This window comes from Polaromonas sp. AER18D-145, assembly GCF_002379095.1.
In the GTDB taxonomy this organism is placed as follows: domain Bacteria; phylum Pseudomonadota; class Gammaproteobacteria; order Burkholderiales; family Burkholderiaceae_C; genus Polaromonas.
Genome location: NZ_NBZV01000003.1, coordinates 1 through 18241 on the forward strand (window position 1 = coordinate 1; position 18241 = coordinate 18241).

15 protein-coding genes are annotated in these 18241 nt (G+C 65.2%); 9 read left to right on the top strand and 6 right to left on the bottom strand.

Annotated elements, in window-relative coordinates:
* Nucleotides 1–52: 52 nt before the first annotated feature.
* From B7G52_RS02705 to B7G52_RS02715, 3 genes are all read right to left on the bottom strand, one after another.
* Nucleotides 53–2065 (bottom strand): DUF3488 and transglutaminase-like domain-containing protein, encoded by a 2013-nt coding sequence (locus tag B7G52_RS02705; RefSeq protein WP_096696090.1) that lies wholly within the window; start codon nucleotides 2063–2065, stop codon nucleotides 53–55.
* A 661-nt stretch (nucleotides 2066–2726) separates the two neighbouring features.
* Nucleotides 2727–3728 carry a DUF58 domain-containing protein gene (locus B7G52_RS02710; protein ID WP_096696092.1) on the bottom strand — a complete coding sequence of 334 codons (1002 nt, stop codon included), beginning with the start codon at nucleotides 3726–3728 and terminating at the stop codon, nucleotides 2727–2729.
* An 82-nt stretch (nucleotides 3729–3810) separates the two neighbouring features.
* Nucleotides 3811–4731, bottom strand: coding sequence for a MoxR family ATPase (locus tag B7G52_RS02715; protein ID WP_096696094.1), 921 nt, complete (start codon nucleotides 4729–4731; stop codon nucleotides 3811–3813).
* Nucleotides 4732–4760: 29 nt separating this feature from the next.
* Between B7G52_RS02715 and B7G52_RS02720 the strand changes: the two genes are divergently transcribed.
* From B7G52_RS02720 to B7G52_RS02730, 3 genes are read left to right on the top strand one after another with little or no spacing between them, the layout of a single operon-like run.
* Entirely contained in the window at nucleotides 4761–5714 is a 954-nt protein-coding gene (locus tag B7G52_RS02720) for a histone deacetylase family protein (protein ID WP_096696097.1), read from the top strand.
* Nucleotides 5715–5756: 42 nt separating this feature from the next.
* The gene (locus B7G52_RS02725) at nucleotides 5757–6545 is read left to right on the top strand and encodes an enoyl-CoA hydratase (RefSeq protein WP_096696098.1); all 789 of its coding nucleotides are present in this window, start codon (nucleotides 5757–5759) and stop codon (nucleotides 6543–6545) included.
* On the top strand, nucleotides 6530–7843 hold the full coding sequence (locus B7G52_RS02730) for a mechanosensitive ion channel family protein (protein WP_096696100.1): 1314 nt from the start codon (nucleotides 6530–6532) through the stop codon (nucleotides 7841–7843). Before B7G52_RS02725 ends, B7G52_RS02730 begins: the two co-directional genes overlap by 16 nt.
* A gap of 42 nt (nucleotides 7844–7885) precedes the next feature.
* Here the strand turns inward: B7G52_RS02730 and B7G52_RS02735 are convergent, their stop codons facing one another.
* The 3 genes from B7G52_RS02735 to B7G52_RS02745 all read right to left on the bottom strand — a co-directional run bounded on the left by B7G52_RS02735 (nucleotide 7886) and on the right by B7G52_RS02745 (nucleotide 10755).
* Nucleotides 7886–9178, bottom strand: coding sequence for a TRAP transporter large permease (locus B7G52_RS02735; RefSeq protein WP_096696102.1), 1293 nt, complete (start codon nucleotides 9176–9178; stop codon nucleotides 7886–7888).
* Complete coding sequence (locus tag B7G52_RS02740) at nucleotides 9175–9660, bottom strand: TRAP transporter small permease (RefSeq protein ID WP_240523295.1); 486 nt, start codon at nucleotides 9658–9660, stop codon at nucleotides 9175–9177. Before B7G52_RS02740 ends, B7G52_RS02735 begins: the two co-directional genes overlap by 4 nt.
* An 84-nt stretch (nucleotides 9661–9744) precedes the next feature.
* On the bottom strand, nucleotides 9745–10755 hold the full coding sequence (locus B7G52_RS02745) for a TRAP transporter substrate-binding protein (RefSeq protein ID WP_096696104.1): 1011 nt from the start codon (nucleotides 10753–10755) through the stop codon (nucleotides 9745–9747).
* A 377-nt stretch (nucleotides 10756–11132) separates the two neighbouring features.
* Between B7G52_RS02745 and B7G52_RS02750 the strand changes: the two genes are divergently transcribed.
* The 6 genes from B7G52_RS02750 (at nucleotide 11133) to B7G52_RS02775 (ending at nucleotide 18237) form a co-directional block, all read left to right on the top strand.
* Entirely contained in the window at nucleotides 11133–11882 is a 750-nt protein-coding gene (locus B7G52_RS02750) for an electron transfer flavoprotein subunit beta/FixA family protein (protein WP_096696106.1), read from the top strand.
* 109 nt (nucleotides 11883–11991) lie between these two features.
* The gene (locus B7G52_RS02755) at nucleotides 11992–12924 is read left to right on the top strand and encodes an electron transfer flavoprotein subunit alpha/FixB family protein (protein ID WP_096696108.1); all 933 of its coding nucleotides are present in this window, start codon (nucleotides 11992–11994) and stop codon (nucleotides 12922–12924) included.
* 92 nt (nucleotides 12925–13016) lie between these two features.
* A complete protein-coding gene (locus B7G52_RS02760; RefSeq protein WP_096696110.1) occupies nucleotides 13017–14807 on the top strand; it encodes an acyl-CoA dehydrogenase in 1791 nt (596 codons plus the stop codon).
* Between the two features lie 127 nt (nucleotides 14808–14934).
* Entirely contained in the window at nucleotides 14935–15897 is a 963-nt protein-coding gene (locus tag B7G52_RS02765) for a nitronate monooxygenase family protein (RefSeq protein WP_096696112.1), read from the top strand.
* Nucleotides 15898–15909: 12 nt separating this feature from the next.
* A complete protein-coding gene (locus tag B7G52_RS02770; RefSeq protein ID WP_096696114.1) occupies nucleotides 15910–17010 on the top strand; it encodes an acyltransferase in 1101 nt (366 codons plus the stop codon).
* Nucleotides 17011–17148: 138 nt separating this feature from the next.
* Nucleotides 17149–18237, top strand: a complete 1089-nt coding sequence (locus B7G52_RS02775; protein ID WP_096696116.1) for a PA0069 family radical SAM protein — start codon at nucleotides 17149–17151, stop codon at nucleotides 18235–18237.
* Nucleotides 18238–18241 lie beyond the last annotated feature (4 nt).

The window sequence follows — 18241 nt, forward strand, 5'->3', positions numbered from 1 at the left end:
GGTTGACAGTATGGCGCCAAGCGCATCCCCCGCTGTGTCAGGCGGGAAAAAATCAGGCCGGCCAGCGCAGGCCGGCATATTGGTTTTTGAGCCGGGCCAGGGGGGTGGCCGTGCCGCCGGCGGGCGTGAGGGCATAACGCTGCGCTTCGAGTTGCAGCAGCCAGTCGTGCAGCGCCTGGCCCTCGTCGCCATACCGCTGCCGGACCTGTAGCGCCAGCTGGCGCGGGGAGGTGGCGCCGTGGCTGTCCAGCCCGGCCTTGGCCAGCTGCTTGCGGACGCGGCCCAGCAAGCGCAGCCAGGGGTCGTGCTGGCTGCGGTCCCACAGGGTCCAGGCCGCACCGGCCAGGCTGACCGCCACGACGATGGCGAGCAGCACATAAGCCAGGTCTTCCCAGCTCGGGGATTCAAAACCGATGTCCTTGAGCAGTTGCAACTGCTTGCCCTGCGTGTAGTTGAGGATCAACTGGTTCCAGCGGTTGTTGACGGCTTCCCAGGTGGCGCGCAGTTGCGCCGACAGCGTCGGGCTGAAGGTGCCCAGTGCCTGCCCAACCAGCCCTTGCGGTGCCGCCAGCCGCTGGAAAGCCCCGGTGCGCCCGGGCGCCACGGCCGAGGTCGGGTCCACGCGCACCCAGCCCTGGCCGGCCTGCCAGACCTCGGTCCAGGCGTGCGCATCGCTCTGGCGCAGGACCCAGAAGCCGTCGACGGTGTTGATCTCTCCGCCCTGGTAACCGGTGACGATGCGGGCCGGCACGTCCATGGCGCGCATCAGCACCACAAAGGCGGACGCGATGTGTTCGCAAAAACCTTCCTTGCGGTCAAACCAGAACTCGTCGGCGGTGTTGGCGCCGTACACGCCGGGCTCCAGCGTGTAGGTGTAGCCGCCGGTGCGCAATCTGTCCATGACCGCCTGCACCAGCGCCTGGGTACCGGCCTGGGCGTAACGCGGGTCGCGCCGGATCTCGGCGGCCAGCGCCAGCGTGCGCGGGTTGAAGCCCGGCGGCAGTTCGACAAACTCCTGCAGGCCAACTTCCTGCCGGTCGGGCCCGTGCTTGAACACCGGATGGCTCTTCACCTGGTAACGGACCAGGTCGGTGATGGGCCGGTCGGTCAGCCATTGCAGGTCGCTGCTCATGCGGGTCTGGTAGCCGGGTGGTAGGCTGGGGCTTTCGGCCGCGGCCTCCATCACAAACAGCCAGGGCCGGCTGGTGGGCTCCAGCGTGACCTGGTAGGCGATGGGCGCGCCCTGCACGCTCAGGTTGTCGGCCAGCTTGTAGCGGGACGGAAACCCCGACCGGGACGAGGGCCGCCACTCGCGCCCGTCAAAGGCGGAGAGCACCGGCCCGCGAAAGTACAGCTCGCGCTGCGGCGGCGGCCGGCCTTCAAACGCAATCCGCATGGCGATGCTGCTGTCGAGCGCCAGGCTGGCGATGGTGCCCACCTGCATGGTGGCGCTCAGGCCGCTGCGGCCCGTCATGGGATCCGAAGGTACGCCCCACAGCGGCGCCAGGCGCGGGAACAGCACAAACAGCAGCACCATCACCGGCGCACCGAGCAGCGCCATCCAGGCGGCGGTTCTGGCGGCTTGCAGCAGCGGCGGTTTGCCGACCGGCATGTGGGCATTGACCAGGGCCGTCAGCAGGCCCAGCAGGCCCAGCAGCATGCTGAAGGCCGTCAGCAGCGACTGGGAGTAGAAAAAGTTGGTGAGCATCGTGAAGAAGCTCAGGAAGAACACCACAAAGGCGTCGCGCCGGGCACGCAGCTCCAGCGTCTTGAGCGCCAGCAAAATCACGATCAGCGTGACGCCGGCGTCGCGGCCCAGCAAGGTCTTGTGGGTCAGCCATGTGGCGCCGACCGCCACGGCCAGCAGCGCCAGCAGCCACCATTTGTTCGGCAGCGGTTTGTTGCCCAAGGCCAGCCGGCCGCGCCACAGCAGCATGCCGGCCGCCAGCGCGCTGCACCACCAGGGCAGCGCGTTGACTTGCGGCAGCAGCACCCAGGCGATGACCACCAGCAGGAAGAGCGTGTCGCGGCTGTCGCGGGGCAGGGTTTGGAGGCGGGCTAGCATGTGGCTTTCCCGCAGGTCCGCAGGTGTGTCTGCGACCGTTGGCCGGGGGTTGCCCGGCGGCAAGTAACTTTCTTTTGCTTCGCCAAAAGAAAGTCACCAAAGAAAAGGCGACCCGATGGTCCGGGTCCCCTGCGCTTCGCTTCGGGGCAACCTGCGGTGCTCGGCAAAAGCGGGGTCTCGCTCGAACTCGCCTTCGGCTCAAACAATCGCGAGCCCTGATCCGCTTTTGCCTGCGCTCCTCGGCCCGGCCCGACGGGTGGGAGCACAGAAATGCAATGCGGGTGCGGGGAGGCGAGGACGCGCAAAGCGCGTCCTCGCCGGAGCCCGATTGCGGATCCGAACCCGCTCCCGACCCCACCTCCCTTCTGGCTGCGCCGAGGAGCGCAGGGCCAGACGGATAAGGACGGGCGATTGTCTGAGCGTAGCGAGTTCGAGCCCGGCCCCGGCTGGACCGAGCACCGTAGGTTGCCCGTAGCGAAGCGGAGGGACGTAGACAGTAGGGTCGCCTTTTCTTTGCTTACTTTCTTTTGGCGACGCAAAAGAAAGTGAGTTGCCGCCGGGCAACCCCCGGCTTGTAGGCGATCCAGCAGCTGATCGAAGGACCCAGCCGAGCGCGGATGCACGGGTGATCGTCCCTGGGCCCCGCTTGCACACGTGCTGCTCAACATAAAGCCAGCGCCTCCAGACATTGCCGTTTGTGCGCCTCGCCACCGGACGGCTTGATCTCCAGCCCCGGCAAGCGCAGGCCGTAATTCAGGCCCAGCCTGTCGGCCTGCAGCACCCAGGCGCACAGCCGCGACAGCCGCGCTTCGGTGCCGAGCGAGCCGGCCTGCAGGAAATCCAGCCAGAGCTCGTGGCGCTGGGCCTGTTGGGTGTCGCGCACCACCAGGCCGTTGCCCTGGTCGTCGGCCTTGGCCGCCTTTTTCCACATGACGAGTTTGAGCGGGTCGCCGCGGCGGTAACCGCGTATGCCGTCGAACTCGCCGGCGCTTTGCCAGCGGGCCGAGGCGTCGGCGCCGCCCGAGCGCGGCTCGCCGGGGGGCAGGGGCGGTGGGCGTGACTCCGGCGCCGGGTAGACCAGCATCTGCGCGGCAGGGCGCCAGACGGTCCAGACGCGGAAGGTGCCCAGCGGGAAGCGGGTTTCGGCGGTCAGCGTCGGCAGGCGGTGCAGGCCGCGGCGCTGCGGGGTGAAGGCGACCTGCACCGTGGCGCTGTTTTGCGCCGGCACATCGGTCCAGGCCCAGTGCGGCTGGCCGGTCCCGCCGGGTGCGGCCAGCACGCTGATGCCGATGCCGTGCCGCACGGAACGCCGGCTGTTCGTGAGCTTGATGTCAAAAATGGCTGCAGTGCCCGCGAAATGGGCGGGAGGTGCTATCAAATTCATGGCAAGGCCGCGCAGCGTGCCGTGGCACACATGCATGCCGGTGAGGGCGCTGCCAGCCAGCAGAAAGGTCAGCAGGTAGCCCAGGTTGAGCTGGTAGTTGATGGAGGCGACCAGCAGCACCATCAGCGTGAGCGCCAGCATCAGCCCGGGCCGCGTCGGCAGGATGTAGACATTGCGCTGGGTCAGCAGCACGCTGTCGGTCAGCGGCAGGCGGCTTTGCCACCACTGCTGGAAACGGCCACGCACAAACGTCAGGGGGTTGAGAATGGCGGTGGTCATGGACCGGTGGCCCCGCCGGGAAGCCTGCCGCAGCCACTGGCCGCCACGGATTGCGGATCAGGCCCGCCATGACCGGGCCGCCTCATGGCAGAGGCACGGCCTCGATCATGGCGCGCACCTGCTCGACCGCGCCGCGCCCGGCATCGCTGACCGGGATCAGCCGGTGCGCCGCGGTTTGCGGCAACACGGCCACGATGTCGTCCGGTGCCACATAGTCGCGCCCGCTCAGGAAGGCCTGGGCGCGTGCGGCGCGGACCAGGGCGATGCCGGCGCGCGGGCTCAGGCCCTGCAAAAACCAGCGGCCCGAGCGGGTCGCCGCGATCAGGTCCTGCAGGTAATTGAGCAGGGGCTCCGACGCATGCACTTGCTGCACCTGCTGCTGCAGGTCCAGCAGGTCATGGGGCATGAGCACGGTGGCCAGCTTGTCCACCATGTCGCGGCGGTCGCTGCCGCCCAGCAGTTCGCGCTCGGCGGCGCGGTCCGGGTAACCCAGCGAGATGCGCATGTGAAAACGGTCCAGCTGCGACTCGGGCAGGGCGTAGGTGCCCAGCTGGTCGTGCGGGTTCTGGGTGGCGATGACAAAGAACGGCACGGGCAGGGGCCGGGTTTCGCCCTCGACGGTGACCTGCTTTTCTTCCATGGCTTCGAGCAGGGCGCTTTGGGTGCGCGGGCTGGCGCGGTTGATCTCGTCGGCCAGCAGCACCTGGGCAAAAATCGGTCCAGGGTGGAACACGAAACTTTCCTTCTGGCGCTCGTAGATCGACACGCCGGTCAGGTCGCTGGGCATCAGGTCGGCGGTGAACTGCACCCGTGAAAACTGCAGTCCGAAGGAACGCGAGAGCGCGTGCGCCAGCGTGGTTTTGCCGACGCCCGGCACGTCTTCAATCAGCAGATGCCCGCCGGCCAGCAGGCAGGCGACGCAGTCCTGCACCTGGGCCGGCTTGCCCACAATGACCGTGTTAAGCTGATTCAGAAGCGTTTGAATTTTTTGTTTCGCGTTCATGCCATCAACCTTACCGCAAAATTTCTCCTATGAACGGCACCGCGTATTTCACCCACAAAGACTGCTGGAAACACGAGATGGGTGCCGGCCACCCGGAGTGTCCGGAGCGGCTCGACGCGATTGAAGACCGCCTGCTAATCACCGGCGTCGGGGACGCGCTGGACCGGCGTGAAGCGCCGCTGGCGCCCATCAGTGACCTGGAGCTGGCGCATGGCCGCATGCTGATCGCTTCCCTGCGCGGCCTGAGCGACCAGCTTGCCGACGAGATCCTGGCGGGCGGCCCGACCCACGCGCAGATCGACCCCGACACCTCGATGAATGTGCACACTTGGAACGCGGCCCTGCGGGCGGCCGGCGCCACATTGGCCGCCACCGATGCGGTGATGGCGGGCGAGGTCGAAAACGCCTTCTGCGCGGTGCGGCCGCCCGGCCACCATGCCTGCCGTGACAAGGCCATGGGCTTCTGTTTTTTCAACAACATCGCGGTGGCAGCCAAATACGCGCTGGAGCGGCACGGCCTCCAACGCGTGGCGATTGTCGATTTCGACGTGCACCACGGCAACGGCACGGAAGACATCATCCGCGGCGACGACCGCGTCCTGATGGTCAGTTTTTTCCAGCACCCCTATTACCCCTATACCGGCGCCGAGACGCAGGCCGCCAACATGGTGAACCTGCCGGTGCCGGCCTACACCAAGGGCATGGACATCCGCGAACTGATCGAGATGATGTGGATGCCGCGCCTGGAGGCGTTCAAGCCGGAGATGATTTTCATCAGCGCCGGTTTTGACGCCCACCGCGAAGACGACCTGGGCCAGATGGGCCTGACCGAGCAGGACTACGCCTGGATCACCATGCGCATCAAGGACGTGGCCAGGCGTCACGCCAGGGGCCGCATCGTCTCCTCGCTCGAAGGCGGCTACAACCTGGGCGCGCTCGCTCGCAGCGTGGAGGCGCACATCCGCGTGCTTGCCGATTTATAGACCCGAAGACCTGTCGCTTTTCATACCCTCCAGAGTCCTGCCATGAATGATTCTCCGGCCCCCGTGCTGCACACCCGCGACGAACGCGGCGTGAACTGGCTGACGCTGAACCGTCCCGCCGCCTTCAATACCCTGAGCGAAGAGATGCTGGCCGCCCTGCAGGCCGCGCTGGATGCTGTGGCCGCCGACCCCGGTGCGCGTTTGGTGGTGCTGGCCGCCGAGGGCAAGGCTTTTTGTGCCGGGCACAACCTCAAGGAAATGCGCGCGCAGCCTGAACTGGCCTACTACCAGAAGCTGTTTGCGCAATGCACCCGCATGATGTTGACCATCCAGGCCTTGCCGGTGCCGGTGCTGGCCCGGGTGCAGGGGGTGGCCACGGCCGCCGGCTGCCAGCTGGTCGCCCAATGCGACCTGGCGGTGGCCGCCAGCACAGCAAGTTTTGGTGTCAACGGCATTGACGTGGGTCTGTTCTGTGCCACGCCCAGCGTGCCGCTGGTGCGCAACATTCCGGCCAAACAGGCCATGGAGATGTTGCTGACCGGCGGCTTCATCACGGCTGACGAAGCCCGCGCACGCGGCCTCGTCAACCGTGTGGTGCCGCTGGAGGAACTCGATGCCGAAATCGGGCAGATGCTGCAGGCGATCCTGGCGAAACCGCGCGAGGCCATTGCCATGGGCAAGGCCTTGTTCTACCAGCAGCGGGAAACCGGCATCGCGGCCGCCTACCAGCTCGCCGGCCAGACCATGGCCTGCAACATGGTTCACCCGGTGGCGCAGGAGGGCGTGCAGGCCTTCATCGACAAAAGGAAGCCCCAATGGCCGGCCCTGTGACCTCCCGGGCGGCGTCCGTCCGAATCGATACGCTCGACGAATGGTTTGCGGCACTGGCCCAGCCCACGGCGCTGACCGAGCTGGCGGCGCTGGTCGCCTGTGTGCTGCTGGCTTGGCTGCTGGTGCGGGTGGCCAGCCGCGCGCACCTCGTGGCCGACGGCAACTCCATCCTGTTTGGCCGGCGCGTGGTTGACGGCGTGTTGTTTCCCCTGCTGCTGCTGACTTTTGCCTACGCGGCCCAGACCCTGCTGGCGCGGCTGTTCCCCGTGGCCGTGTTCAAGGTGGCGGTGCCTGTGCTGCTGTCGCTGGCGGTGATTCGCCTGGGCGTCAAGGTGCTGCAGGTGGCCTTCAAGGAAGCCCCGTTTGTGCGGGCCCTGGAGCGCACCATTTCATGGCTGGCCTGGTTGGCGATGGTGCTCTGGGTCAGCGGCCTGCTGCCGGTGGTTCTCGAAGAGCTGGACGACATCAAGTGGAAGGTCGGCAACTCGACCCTGTCGGTGCGCACCATGCTTGAGGGCGCGGTGACGGCCGGGGTGGTGCTCCTGATCACGCTGTGGATCTCCGCGGCGATTGAAACACGCCTGCTGCGCTCGGCCACCGGCAACGAACTGTCGCTGCGCAAGGCCGTCAGCAACGCCACCCGCGCGGTGCTGATGTTTGTGGGCCTGCTGATGGCGCTGTCGGCGGTGGGCATCGACCTGACGGCCCTGTCGGTGCTGGGCGGGGCGATCGGCGTGGGCATAGGCTTCGGTCTGCAGAAGCTGGCCGCCAACTACGTCAGCGGCTTTGTGATGCTGGCCGAACGCAGCGTGCGCATCGGCGACAACGTGCGTGTCGACAACTTCGAGGGCCGCATCACCGACATCAACGCGCGCTACACGGTGGTGCGCTCGCTGGGTGGCCGCGAGTCCATCGTGCCCAACGAGATGTTCATCAGCAACCGCATTGAAAACCTCTCCCTGGCCGATTCGCGCGTGTTGCAGGCCACCGTGGTGTCGGTGAGCTACGACAGCGACGTGGAACTGGTGATGCGCTTGCTGACCGAGGCGGCGCTCGCGCAGGACCGCGTGCTGCGCGATCCCGGGCCGGGTGTCAATCTCACCAATTTCGGGGCCGACGGCCTGGAGTTCACGCTCAACTACTGGATGACGGACCCCGAGAACGGCCAGCAGAACCTGCGCTCGCGCATCAATCTCGCCATCCTGCAGTCCCTGCGCGAGCACCGCATCCAGATTCCTTACCCGCAACGGGTGATTCACACGCGGCCCCTGCCGGCGGAAGACGTCAAGCCCGCCTGAGGTCGCCCGCGCCGCCGCGCCCGTTCCGGCGCGGCGCTTGCCTTACTTCATGAAGGAAGGCAGCCAGAGGCTGAGCCCGGGGAAGGCCAGCAGGATGCCCAGCGCCACCACCTGCATCACCACAAAAGGCCAGACGCCGCGGAAGATGTTGCCCAGGCCGACCTTGGGCAGCAGGGTGTTGAGCACAAACAGGTTCATGCCCACGGGCGGCGAGATCAGGCCGATCTGGATCACCATCACGATCAGCACGCCGAACCAGACCGGATCGAAGCCCAGTGACACCACAATCGGGAAAAACAGCGGAATGGTCAGCAGCACCATGGTGAGCTCTTCCATCACGGTGCCGAGGATCACGTAAATCAGCATCATCGCGGCCACCACCATCACCGGCGACAGGCCCAGGTGGGTGATCCACTCCTTGAGGTCATTGGGCATGGAGGTGAAGTTCACGAAGTTGGCAAAAATGGTCGCCGCGATCAGCAGGGTGAACAGCATGGCCGTGGTGCGCGCCGATTCGACCAGCACCTCGAACGTGGCTTTCACCGTCAGCCGGCGCCGTGCCAGCGCAAACAGGAAGGCGCCCGCCGCACCGATGCCCGCGCCCTCGGTGGCGGTGAACACGCCGCCGTAAATGCCGCCCAGCACCAGCACCACCAGCAGCAACACGCCCCAGATGCCGCGCAAGGCCTTCCAGCGCTCGGACCAGCTCGACTTCTCGCCGGCCGGCGCATGCTCCGGGTCCATGAAGGTCATGAACACCACGGCCACCATCAGCAGCAGGGCGATCAGGATGCCGGGAATCACGCCGGCTGCAAACAGCTTGCCGATGTTGGTTTCGGTCACGATGCCGTAAATGACCATGATGGTCGACGGCGGAATCATGATGCCCAGCGTGCCGCCCGCGGCAATCACGCCGGTTGAAAGCGAGTCGCTGTAGCCCAGCCGTTTCATCGACGGGTAGGCGACCTTGCTCATGGTGGCGGCGGTTGCAATCGACGAGCCGCAGATCGCACCAAAGCCGGCGCAGGCCGCGATGGTGGCATGGGCCAGGCCGCCGCGCAGATGGCCGATGAAGGCGTAGGCGGCATGAAACAGTTCATGGGCCAGCCCGGCCCGTGCGACAAAATTGCCCATCAGGATGAACAGCGGAATCACCGACAGCGTGTAGGCAAAACCGGTTTCATGGACGACCTGGGCCGTGCTGGCAAGCGCCGGGTGCCAGCCGCGTGTCAGGCCCATGCCGACAATGCCGACCAGACCCATCGCAAAAGCCAGCGGCAGGCGCAGCAGCGCCAGCACGAAAATGGCTCCAAAACCAAGCAGGGCTTCGGTCACAGCGTGACTCCTTCACCCGTGTCGGTATCGGCGGCGGGGCGGAACGCCATGCCCAGGTGGATCACGCCGGCCACGGCGCACAGCAAGGCCATGCCGTAGATGAACGGTGCCTTGAGGATTTTCAGCTGGGCGGTGGTCTCGCCGGTTTCCAGGTACTGGCCGCCGGTTTGCCACATCAGCCAGCCCAGGGCCAGCAACACAGCCCCGCAGACCAGCTGCATCAGGGCGCGTTGCACCTTGCGCACAGCCTCGGGCAGGTAGTGGTCCAGCGAGTCGAACACCACATGTTCGCCGCGCAGCGAGACCAGCGGCAGGGCCGCGAAAATCACCACCACCATCAGCAGCTCGGTGAGCTCCAGGGAGCCGGGGATGGAGTTGGAGAGCAGCTTGCGGCCCCCCACGTCAAAAAAAGTCAGCGCCATGATGGCGAACAGGGCCAGGGCAGCCAGCAGGCCGCAGACCCTCTCGATCAGCTTGTTCAATCTATGTGCCTCAATCCATGAAAAAAAGCGCGGTCCTCATTGTCCATGAGGCCGCGCCGGGGCTGGCGTTCGGACGTCAGTCGCTTATTTTTCCTGGCGGGCGATTTCCGCGCGGAACTCGGCCAGCACCTTGGCCGCGTCTTTCAGGCCCTTGGCTTCGGCGTCCTTGATCCACTTCTGTTCCAGCGGGGCGGTCTTGGCCTTGACATCGGCGACAAAGGCCGCGTCGGCCTTGACGACCTGCACGTTGTTGGCCTGCATCAGGCCCATGGCGCGGCGATCCACGCGGTCCCAGCCTCGGCCGTAAATACGCGCAGCCACTTCGCCGGAGATGGCGTCAACGGCTTTTTTCTCATCGGCCGAGAGCTTGTCGTATTTAGCCTGGTTCATCATGAAGACAAAGCTGGTGTTGTACAGGCCACCGGGAAAGGTGGTGGCGTGTTTGATGATCTTGTCGATCTTGAACGACTCGGTGGACTCGGCCGGGAACAGCGTGCCGTCCATGACGCCGCCGGACAGCAGCTCGTACGAGTCGGGCGCCGGCTTGAGGGTGACGTTCATGCCCAGCGTTTTCGCGATCTCGTTGACCATGCCGCCGCCGACGCGCCACTTCAGGCCGCCCAGCTCAGCCACGTTGGTCACGGGCCGTTTGGTGTTGAACACAATCCCGGGGCCGTGGGTGAAGAAGGACAGGACCTTCACGCCCTGGTGTTCCGCCTGGAACTGCGGATTTTTCATGGCCACCTTGTTGAAGGCCACGGAAATCGGCTCGGAGGTGTTGCCCAGGAAGGGGAACTCGGCCATCTGGGTGTAGAGGAAGCGGCCCGGGGTGTAGCCGTGCACGGTGTAGGACACGTCAGCCAGGCCGTTCTTGACAGCGTCCATGGTGCCGGGCGCTGCGGTGACGCCGCGCGGCAGGATGTTGCACTTCATCTTGCCTGCGGTGTTTTTCTCCAGCAGGTCGCACCACTCCTTCTGGGCCATGCTCAGGGTGTGGGTGGGAGGCAGCCAGCTGGAAACGGTCAGCACGGTCTGGGCAGAAGCGAGGCCGCTGCAGACGGTGAGCAGGGCGGCGGCAATCGGTTTGATTTTCATAAACACTCCGGGCGGTCAGAGGGCTGACCGGATGACTTTGTTGAGGGCTGACTCAGTGGCGGTGCTGCCCTGATTCATTCGGAACGCTCACTTTAAGTCAGCGACGGGCGCCAGTCTGTCCATGCTTACCCCAATTAACCGACCCAACGGTCTGTTAATTTGGCGCGCAATTGTCGCCCGGGCAACAGTGCTTTGGGTCGGCGGCTCTAATTCGGGTGCAAGGGGTCTTTATAATGAAATAGAACGATCGTTCTTTTTTGTTTTGTCCTGCCGGTGCACGTCCATTCCCAAAGCCTGGGGTTCAGGAAGGCCGGCAGCCGCAGCATAGAATCAAGTGCTTTACGTACACGTCAATTCAATCAACTCTGGAGTCCTGCATGAAGGTCTTGGTACCCGTCAAACGCGTTGTGGATTACAACGTCAAAGTCCGCGTCAAATCCGATGGCACCGGTGTCGATATCGCCAACGTCAAGATGAGCATGAACCCGTTTGACGAGATCGCCGTCGAAGAGGCCACCCGGCTGAAGGAAAAGGGTGTGGTGACCGAGGTGATTGCGGTGAGCTGCGGCGTGGCGCAATGCCAGGAAACCCTGCGCACGGCCATGGCCATTGGCGCCGACCGCGCCATCCTGGTGGAAACCGCCGAAGAGCTGCAGCCACTGGCCGTGGCCAAGCTGCTCAAGGCGCTGGTGGACAAGGAACAGCCGCAACTGGTGATCCTGGGCAAGCAGGCGATTGACGACGACTGCAACCAGACTGGCCAGATGCTGGCCGCGCTGCTGGGCTGGCCGCAGGCAACATTTGCCTCGAAGGTCGATGTCGCCGACGGCAAGGCCCTGGTCATGCGCGAGGTTGATGGCGGCATGGAAACCCTGAGCCTGACCCTGCCGGCCATCATCACGACCGACCTGCGCCTGAACGAGCCGCGCTACGTCACCTTGCCCAACATCATGAAGGCCAAGAAAAAGCAGCTCGACAACGTCAAGCCCGAAGAGCTCGGTGTTGATGTCAAGCCGCGCATCAAGACGCTCAAGGTCAGCGAGCCGCCCAAGCGCAGCGCCGGCATCAAGGTGCCGGACGTCGCCACGCTGGTGGACAAGCTCCGCAACGAAGCCAAGGTCATTTAACAACCACGGCTGTTTTTGCGGGCCTGACCCGCAATCCATGCGGGTGTGCCACTATGGATCCCGGATCAAGTCCGGGATGACAGCAGTCAAAAAAAATCAGGAGCTACTTATGACATCCCTCGTCATCGCAGAACACGACAACGCCAGCATCCGTCCCGCCACCCTCAACACCGTCACCGCAGCCGCCCAGTGCGGCGGCGAGGTGCATGTGTTGGTGGCCGGCCTGAATGCCGGTGCCGCCGCCCAGGCCGCCAGCCAGATCGCCGGCGTGGCCAAGGTCATCCACGTGGACGGCGCCCACTTCGAACACGGCCTGGCCGAAAACATGGCCGCCCAGGTCATCGCCCTGGCCGGCAGCTACTCGCACATCCTGTTCCCCGCCACCGCCTCGGGCAAGAACATTGCGCCGCGTGTGGCGGCCCTGCTGGACGTGAGCCAGATCTCCGACATTACCAAGGTCGATGCGGTCGATACCTTCGAGCGCCCGATCTACGCCGGCAATGCGATTGCCATCGTGCAGAGCTCGGACGCCACCAAGGTCATCACCGTGCGCACCACGGGTTTTGACGCGGCGGCCGCCACCGGCGGCTCGGCCGCGGTGGAAGCCGTGACCGGCGTGGCCGACAGCGGCAAGTCCACCTTTGTCGGCAGCGAAATCGCCAAGAGCGACCGCCCCGAACTGACGGCAGCCAAGATCATCGTCAGCGGTGGCCGCGCCCTGGGCAGTGCCGAAAAATTCAACGAGGTCATGACGCCCCTGGCCGACAAGCTCGGTGCGGCGCTCGGCGCCTCGCGCGCCGCGGTGGACGCCGGTTATGCGCCCAACGACTGGCAGGTCGGCCAGACCGGCAAGATCGTCGCGCCCCAGCTCTACATTGCCGCCGGCATCAGCGGCGCGATCCAGCATCTGGCCGGCATGAAGGACAGCAAGGTCATCGTCGCGATCAACAAGGACCCGGAGGCGCCGATTTTCAGCGTGGCCGACTACGGCCTGGAGGCCGACCTCTTCACGGCAGTCCCCGAGCTGGTCGCCGCCCTTTAATCGGGTTGGATGAACAGGGCATCGCTGGCGGTGCCCTTTTTTGCGCCGGATCACCGGCCGATGGATTGACATCTGGACACTGGAGACACGACATGAGCTACAAAGCCCCCCTCAAGGACATGCTGTTTGACATCAAACACCTGGCCAACATCGACGCAGTGGCGCAGATCCCCGGCTTTGAAGAAGCCGGCTTTGACACCGCGCAGGCCGTGCTCGAAGAATGTGCCAAGTTCAATGAAGGCGTGTTGTCTCCGCTGAACTGGGAGGGCGACAAGAACCCGTCGAGCTGGAAAGACGGCGTCGTCACGACGACACCCGGCTTCAAGGAGGCCTACAAACAATACGCCGAAGGCGGCTGGCAGGGTTTGCAACACCCGCTGGACTTCGGCGGCCAGGGTCTGCCCAAGACCATAGGCGCCGCCTGCGGCGAGATGCTCAACTCGGCGAACATGAGTTTTGCGCTGTGCCCGCTGCTCAGCGACGGCGCGATCGAGGCGCTGCTGACGGCCGGCTCGGACGAGCTCAAGGCGGTCTACCTGGAAAAGCTGGTCAGCGGGAAGTGGACCGGCACCATGAATCTGACTGAACCGCAGGCCGGTTCGGACCTGGCCATGGTGCGCTCCAGAGCCGAGCCGCAGCCCGATGGCAGCTACAAGGTCTTCGGCACCAAGATTTTCATCACCTACGGTGAACACGACATGGCCGAGAACATCGTGCACCTGGTGCTGGCCCGTGTGACCGGCGCGCCCGAAGGCGTCAAGGGCATCAGCCTGTTTGTCGTGCCCAAGTTCATGGTCGGCCAGGACGGCGCCCTGGGTGCGCGCAACGACGTGCACTGCGTGAGCATCGAACACAAACTCGGCATCAAGGCCAGCCCGACGGCCGTGCTGCAGTACGGCGACCACGGCGGCGCCGTCGGCTACATCGTCGGCCAGGAAAACCGCGGCCTCGAGTACATGTTCATCATGATGAACTCGGCGCGTTACGCCGTCGGCATGCAGGGCATTGCGATTGCCGAGCGCGCCTACCAGAAGGCCGTGAGCTTTGCGAAAGACCGTGTGCAGAGCCGTCCGGTCGATGGCTCGATCAATGCCAGCGCGCCCATCATTCACCACCCTGACGTCAAGCGCATGCTGATGACCATGCGCGCCTACACCGAAGGCTGCCGCGCCATGGCCTCGGTCGCTGCGGCGGCTTATGACGCCTCGCACCACCACCCGGACGCCGACGTGCGCAAGCAGAACCAGGCCTTCTACGAATACATGGTGCCTCTCGTCAAGGGCTACAGCACCGAGATGAGCCTGGAAGTCACCTCGCTGGGCGTGCAGGTGCACGGCGGCATGGGCTTCATCGAGGAAACCGGCGCGGCGCAGTATTACCGCGACGCCAGGATCCTGACGATTTACGAAGGCACGACCGCCATCCAGGCCAACGACCTGGTCGGCCGCAAGACCGCGCGTGATGGCGGTCAGACGGCCAAGGGGATTGCTGCGCAGATCGAAACCACCGAAGCGCAGTTGCTCAAGCAGGGCGGCGCCGCAGCGAAAACCGTGGCCAAGCGCCTCAAGGCCGCGCGCGAAGCCTTTGTGGATGTGGTGAACTTTGTCGCCGGCAACACCAAGACCTCGCCGAATGCCGTGTTTGCCGGCAGCGTGCCTTACCTGATGCTGGCCGGCAACGTGGTCGCCGGCTGGCAGATGGCGCGTTCGCTGCTGGTGGCCGAAGAACATCTTGCCCGCGGCGAAGACACCGCTTTCATGCAGGCCAAGATCACCACCGCGGTGTTCTACGCCGACCATCTGCTGAGCAAGGCGCCCGGCATGCGCGACAGCATTGTCGAAGGGGCCGACAGCGTTACCGCGCTGGCGCTGGAGGCTTTTTAGACCGGCCCTGATCTGCTACTGATTGGCTACTGATTTGCTATATATTTAATAGCAGTTGTCACCCGATTGACAAGGGTCAGGCTCACTTTTCGCTCAAAATCTGACAAGAACCATCACCGGAGACACCATGTCCAGACTTCCTGCCCCGCTGAACGCGCTGCCGCTGCCCATCATCGGCTCGCCGCTGTTCATCATCAGCAACCCCAAGCTGGTGATTGCCCAGTGCATCGCCGGGGTCGTGGGCGCCATGCCTGCCTTGAATGCCCGACCTGCATCGCAGCTTGACGAGTGGCTGGCCGAGATCACCGAGACGCTGGCGGCCTACAACCAGGCCCATCCCGACAAGCCGGCGGCGCCGTTTGCGATCAACCAGATCGTGCACAAGTCCAACGAACGGCTCGAGCACGACATGGAGATGTGCGTGAAGTACAAGGTGCCCATCTACATCACCTCGCTGGGCGCGCGCGAGGACATCAATGCCGCGGCGCACAGCTACGGTGGTGTGGTGCTGCACGACATCATCAACAACAGGTTCGCGCGCAAGGCGATTGAAAAGGGCGCCGACGGCCTGGTCGCCGTGGCCGCAGGCGCGGGTGGCCATGCAGGCGTCAAAAGCCCGTTTGCGCTGATCCAGGAAATCCGCCAGTGGTTTGACGGCCCGCTGGCGCTGTCAGGCGCCATCTCCACCGGTGGCGCCGTGCTGGCCGCGCAGGCCATGGGCGCCGACTTCGCCTACATCGGCTCGGCCTTCATCGCCACCGAAGAGGCGCGCGCCTCGGATGCCTACAAGCAGTCCATCGTTGACAGCAACAGCGATGACATCGTTTATTCCAGTCTGTTCACCGGTGTGCATGGCAATTACCTCAGGCCTTCCATTGTTGCCGCGGGCATGGACCCCGACAACCTGCCCGACGGCGACCTGAAGACCATGAACTTTGCAAGCGGCGAGGGCAGCAAGTCCAAGGCCTGGAAAGACATCTGGGGCTGCGGGCAGGGGATTGGCGCGGTTACCAAAGTGCAGAGCACCGCCGACTATGTCGCGCAAGTCAAGCGCGAATACCAGGAAGCGCGTCAAAAGGTTTGCGTTTAGGTTTTCTTCCGCATGAAGACGCCGGTCGCTGTCCTGACGCCATCCGCGCAGCGCCTGCCCGGCATTGATGCCCTGAAGGCGCTGGGCTGCGTGCTGATCGTCTGGCACCACCTGGCGTTTTACGGCCCCATGAGCGACGTGGTCCACACGGCGGCGCCGGGGCTGATGAACTGGCTTTACGACTACGCCCGCATGGCGGTGCAGGTGTTTCTGGTGGTGGGCGGTTTTCTGGCCGCCAGCGTGCTGGCACCCGAGGGGGTGGCCGTGTTCCAGCAGCCCGGCCGCCTGATCCTGCGCCGCTATCAGCGGCTGGCGCCGCCGCTCTTGGTGGCCCTGCTGGTCACCACGGTGGTGGCCGCGCTGGTGCGGCCTTGGCTGCCGCATCCTTCGGTGCCCGACATGCCCACCGTCTGGCAGGTGCTGGCCCATGTGTTCCTGCTGCAGGACATCGTGGGGCAGGAGGCCCTGTCGGCGGGCATCTGGTACGTGGCGATTGATTTCCAGTTGTTTGTGATGAGTGTGCTGCTGTTCACGCTGGCCTGCCACGCCCACAGGCGCTGGCCCGGCCTGCCGGCGCGGGCAGGGGTCTGGGTCGTGCTGGGGCTCGCGGCCGCGTCCCTGCTGGTGTTCAACCGGCGCACGGAACTGGACATGACGGGGCTCTACTTCTTTGGCGCTTACGCCCTGGGCATGCTGGCCTGGTGGGCATCGCGCAGCCCCTGGCCGGCGCGTTGGCTGCTGGCCATCGCGGTGCTGGGCGTGCTGGCGCTGGTGCTCGACTTCAGGGGCCGGCTGCTGGTCGCGCTGGTGGTGGCCCTGGTGCTGGTGGCGCTGCAACGCAGTCGCCGGGCCGGTCGTTGGCTGGAGGCGCCGTGGCTCCTGCAGCTCGGCCAGATCTCGTACTCGGTGTTCCTGATCCACTTTGCCGTGGTCCTGGGGGTCAATGCCGTGGTCAGCCAGTTCTGGCCCACGCAGCTGGTGGCCAATGCGCTGGGCATGCTGGCGGCCTTCGGCCTGTCGCTGCTGGCGGGCCAGGCGCTGTACCTGGGTGTGGAGTCGCGGCGCCGGCCGGCGCGGGTGTCAGCACCCCCTGAAGCCCGTATTGCCCCATAAAAGGTACATCCAGCCCAATAAATACGGGCGCCAGCAGCTATTGAATAGATAGCAATTCAGGCGCCGACAAAGGGCGGGCGGCGGGACGGCAGCGGAATGACTATACTGGCTATTTGTACAGTCTTTCTGCCCACGCCCATGACCGAAATCACCATTCCCCTGCACGCCATCAAAGGCCGCGGCACGGCCACGCGTCTGGCCCACCGGTTCGAGAAGGACACGCGGGCCGCTTATGACGACGGTTGGAGCACGCTGGAAGAGGCCACCGCGAACCAGGCGCCGATCCCGACCGAGGTGGTGTTCGAGGACGCACGCAGCGCCATCTGCCGCAATGATTCGCCCGACATCTACTTCGACTATTCGGTCAACCCCTACCGCGGCTGCGAACACGGCTGCATCTACTGTTACGCGCGGCCGACGCACAGCTACCTCAACCTCTCGCCGGGCCTGGACTTTGAAACCAGAATCATCGCCAAGCGCAACATCGCCGCCATGCTGCGCGCCGACCTGGGCAAACGCAGCTACGTCCCCAAGCTGATCAACATCGGCTCGGCCACCGATTGTTACCAGCCGGTCGAACGTGAGCTGCGCCTGACACGCGGCCTGATCGAGCTGATGCAGGAAGTGCGGCACCCGCTGGCGCTGGTCACCAAGTCCAGCGGCGTCGAACGCGACCTGGACCTGCTGGCGCCGATGGCGGCCCAACATCTGGCCGCGGTCTACGTGACCATCACCACGCTGGACGGCGAACTTGCCCGGAAGCTGGAGCCGCGCGCGGCCGCGCCGCACCGGCGCCTGCGCACCATCCGGGCGCTGGCCGACGCCGGTGTTCCCGTGGGGGTGAGTGTGGCCCCGCAAATCCCGTTTGTGAACGACGACATGGAACAGGTGCTACAGGCCGCCTTTGAGGCCGGCGCACGCACGGCGTTTTACACCGTGGTCCGCCTGCCCTGGGAAGTGGCGCCGCTGTTCAAGCAGTGGCTGGCGCTGCATTACCCGCAGCGCGCGGACCGCATCATGGCGCGCATCCAGGAGATGCGTGGCGGCAAGGACTATGACAGCGACTTCGCCTCACGCATGAAAGGCAGCGGCCTGTGGGCCAACCTGATCAAACAGCGTTTTGAAAAAACCTGCCACCGGCTGGGCCTGAACCGCCAGCGCACCGAGCTGGACTTCAGCCAGTTCAGGCCGCCGGTGCGGCCTTCCGCGCAGGGCAGCCTTTTCTAAACGA

Excerpts from the sequence above, each read along its gene's own strand:
- B7G52_RS02755 (WP_096696108.1), top strand. The coding sequence starts at position 11,992 with ATGACATCCCTCGTCATCGCAGAACACGACAACGCCAGCATCCGTCCC.
- B7G52_RS02720 (WP_096696097.1), top strand. The coding sequence starts at position 4,761 with ATGAACGGCACCGCGTATTTCACCCACAAAGACTGCTGGAAACACGAG.
- B7G52_RS02750 (WP_096696106.1), top strand. The coding sequence starts at position 11,133 with ATGAAGGTCTTGGTACCCGTCAAACGCGTTGTGGATTACAACGTCAAA.
- B7G52_RS02730 (WP_096696100.1), top strand. The coding sequence starts at position 6,530 with ATGGCCGGCCCTGTGACCTCCCGGGCGGCGTCCGTCCGAATCGATACG.
- B7G52_RS02760 (WP_096696110.1), top strand. The coding sequence starts at position 13,017 with ATGAGCTACAAAGCCCCCCTCAAGGACATGCTGTTTGACATCAAACAC.
- B7G52_RS02710 (WP_096696092.1), bottom strand. The coding sequence starts at position 3,728 with ATGACCACCGCCATTCTCAACCCCCTGACGTTTGTGCGTGGCCGTTTC.
- B7G52_RS02705 (WP_096696090.1), bottom strand. The coding sequence starts at position 2,065 with ATGCTAGCCCGCCTCCAAACCCTGCCCCGCGACAGCCGCGACACGCTC.
- B7G52_RS02770 (WP_096696114.1), top strand. The coding sequence starts at position 15,910 with ATGAAGACGCCGGTCGCTGTCCTGACGCCATCCGCGCAGCGCCTGCCC.
- B7G52_RS02725 (WP_096696098.1), top strand. The coding sequence starts at position 5,757 with ATGAATGATTCTCCGGCCCCCGTGCTGCACACCCGCGACGAACGCGGC.
- B7G52_RS02775 (WP_096696116.1), top strand. The coding sequence starts at position 17,149 with ATGACCGAAATCACCATTCCCCTGCACGCCATCAAAGGCCGCGGCACG.
- B7G52_RS02765 (WP_096696112.1), top strand. The coding sequence starts at position 14,935 with ATGTCCAGACTTCCTGCCCCGCTGAACGCGCTGCCGCTGCCCATCATC.
- B7G52_RS02715 (WP_096696094.1), bottom strand. The coding sequence starts at position 4,731 with ATGAACGCGAAACAAAAAATTCAAACGCTTCTGAATCAGCTTAACACG.
- B7G52_RS02745 (WP_096696104.1), bottom strand. The coding sequence starts at position 10,755 with ATGAAAATCAAACCGATTGCCGCCGCCCTGCTCACCGTCTGCAGCGGC.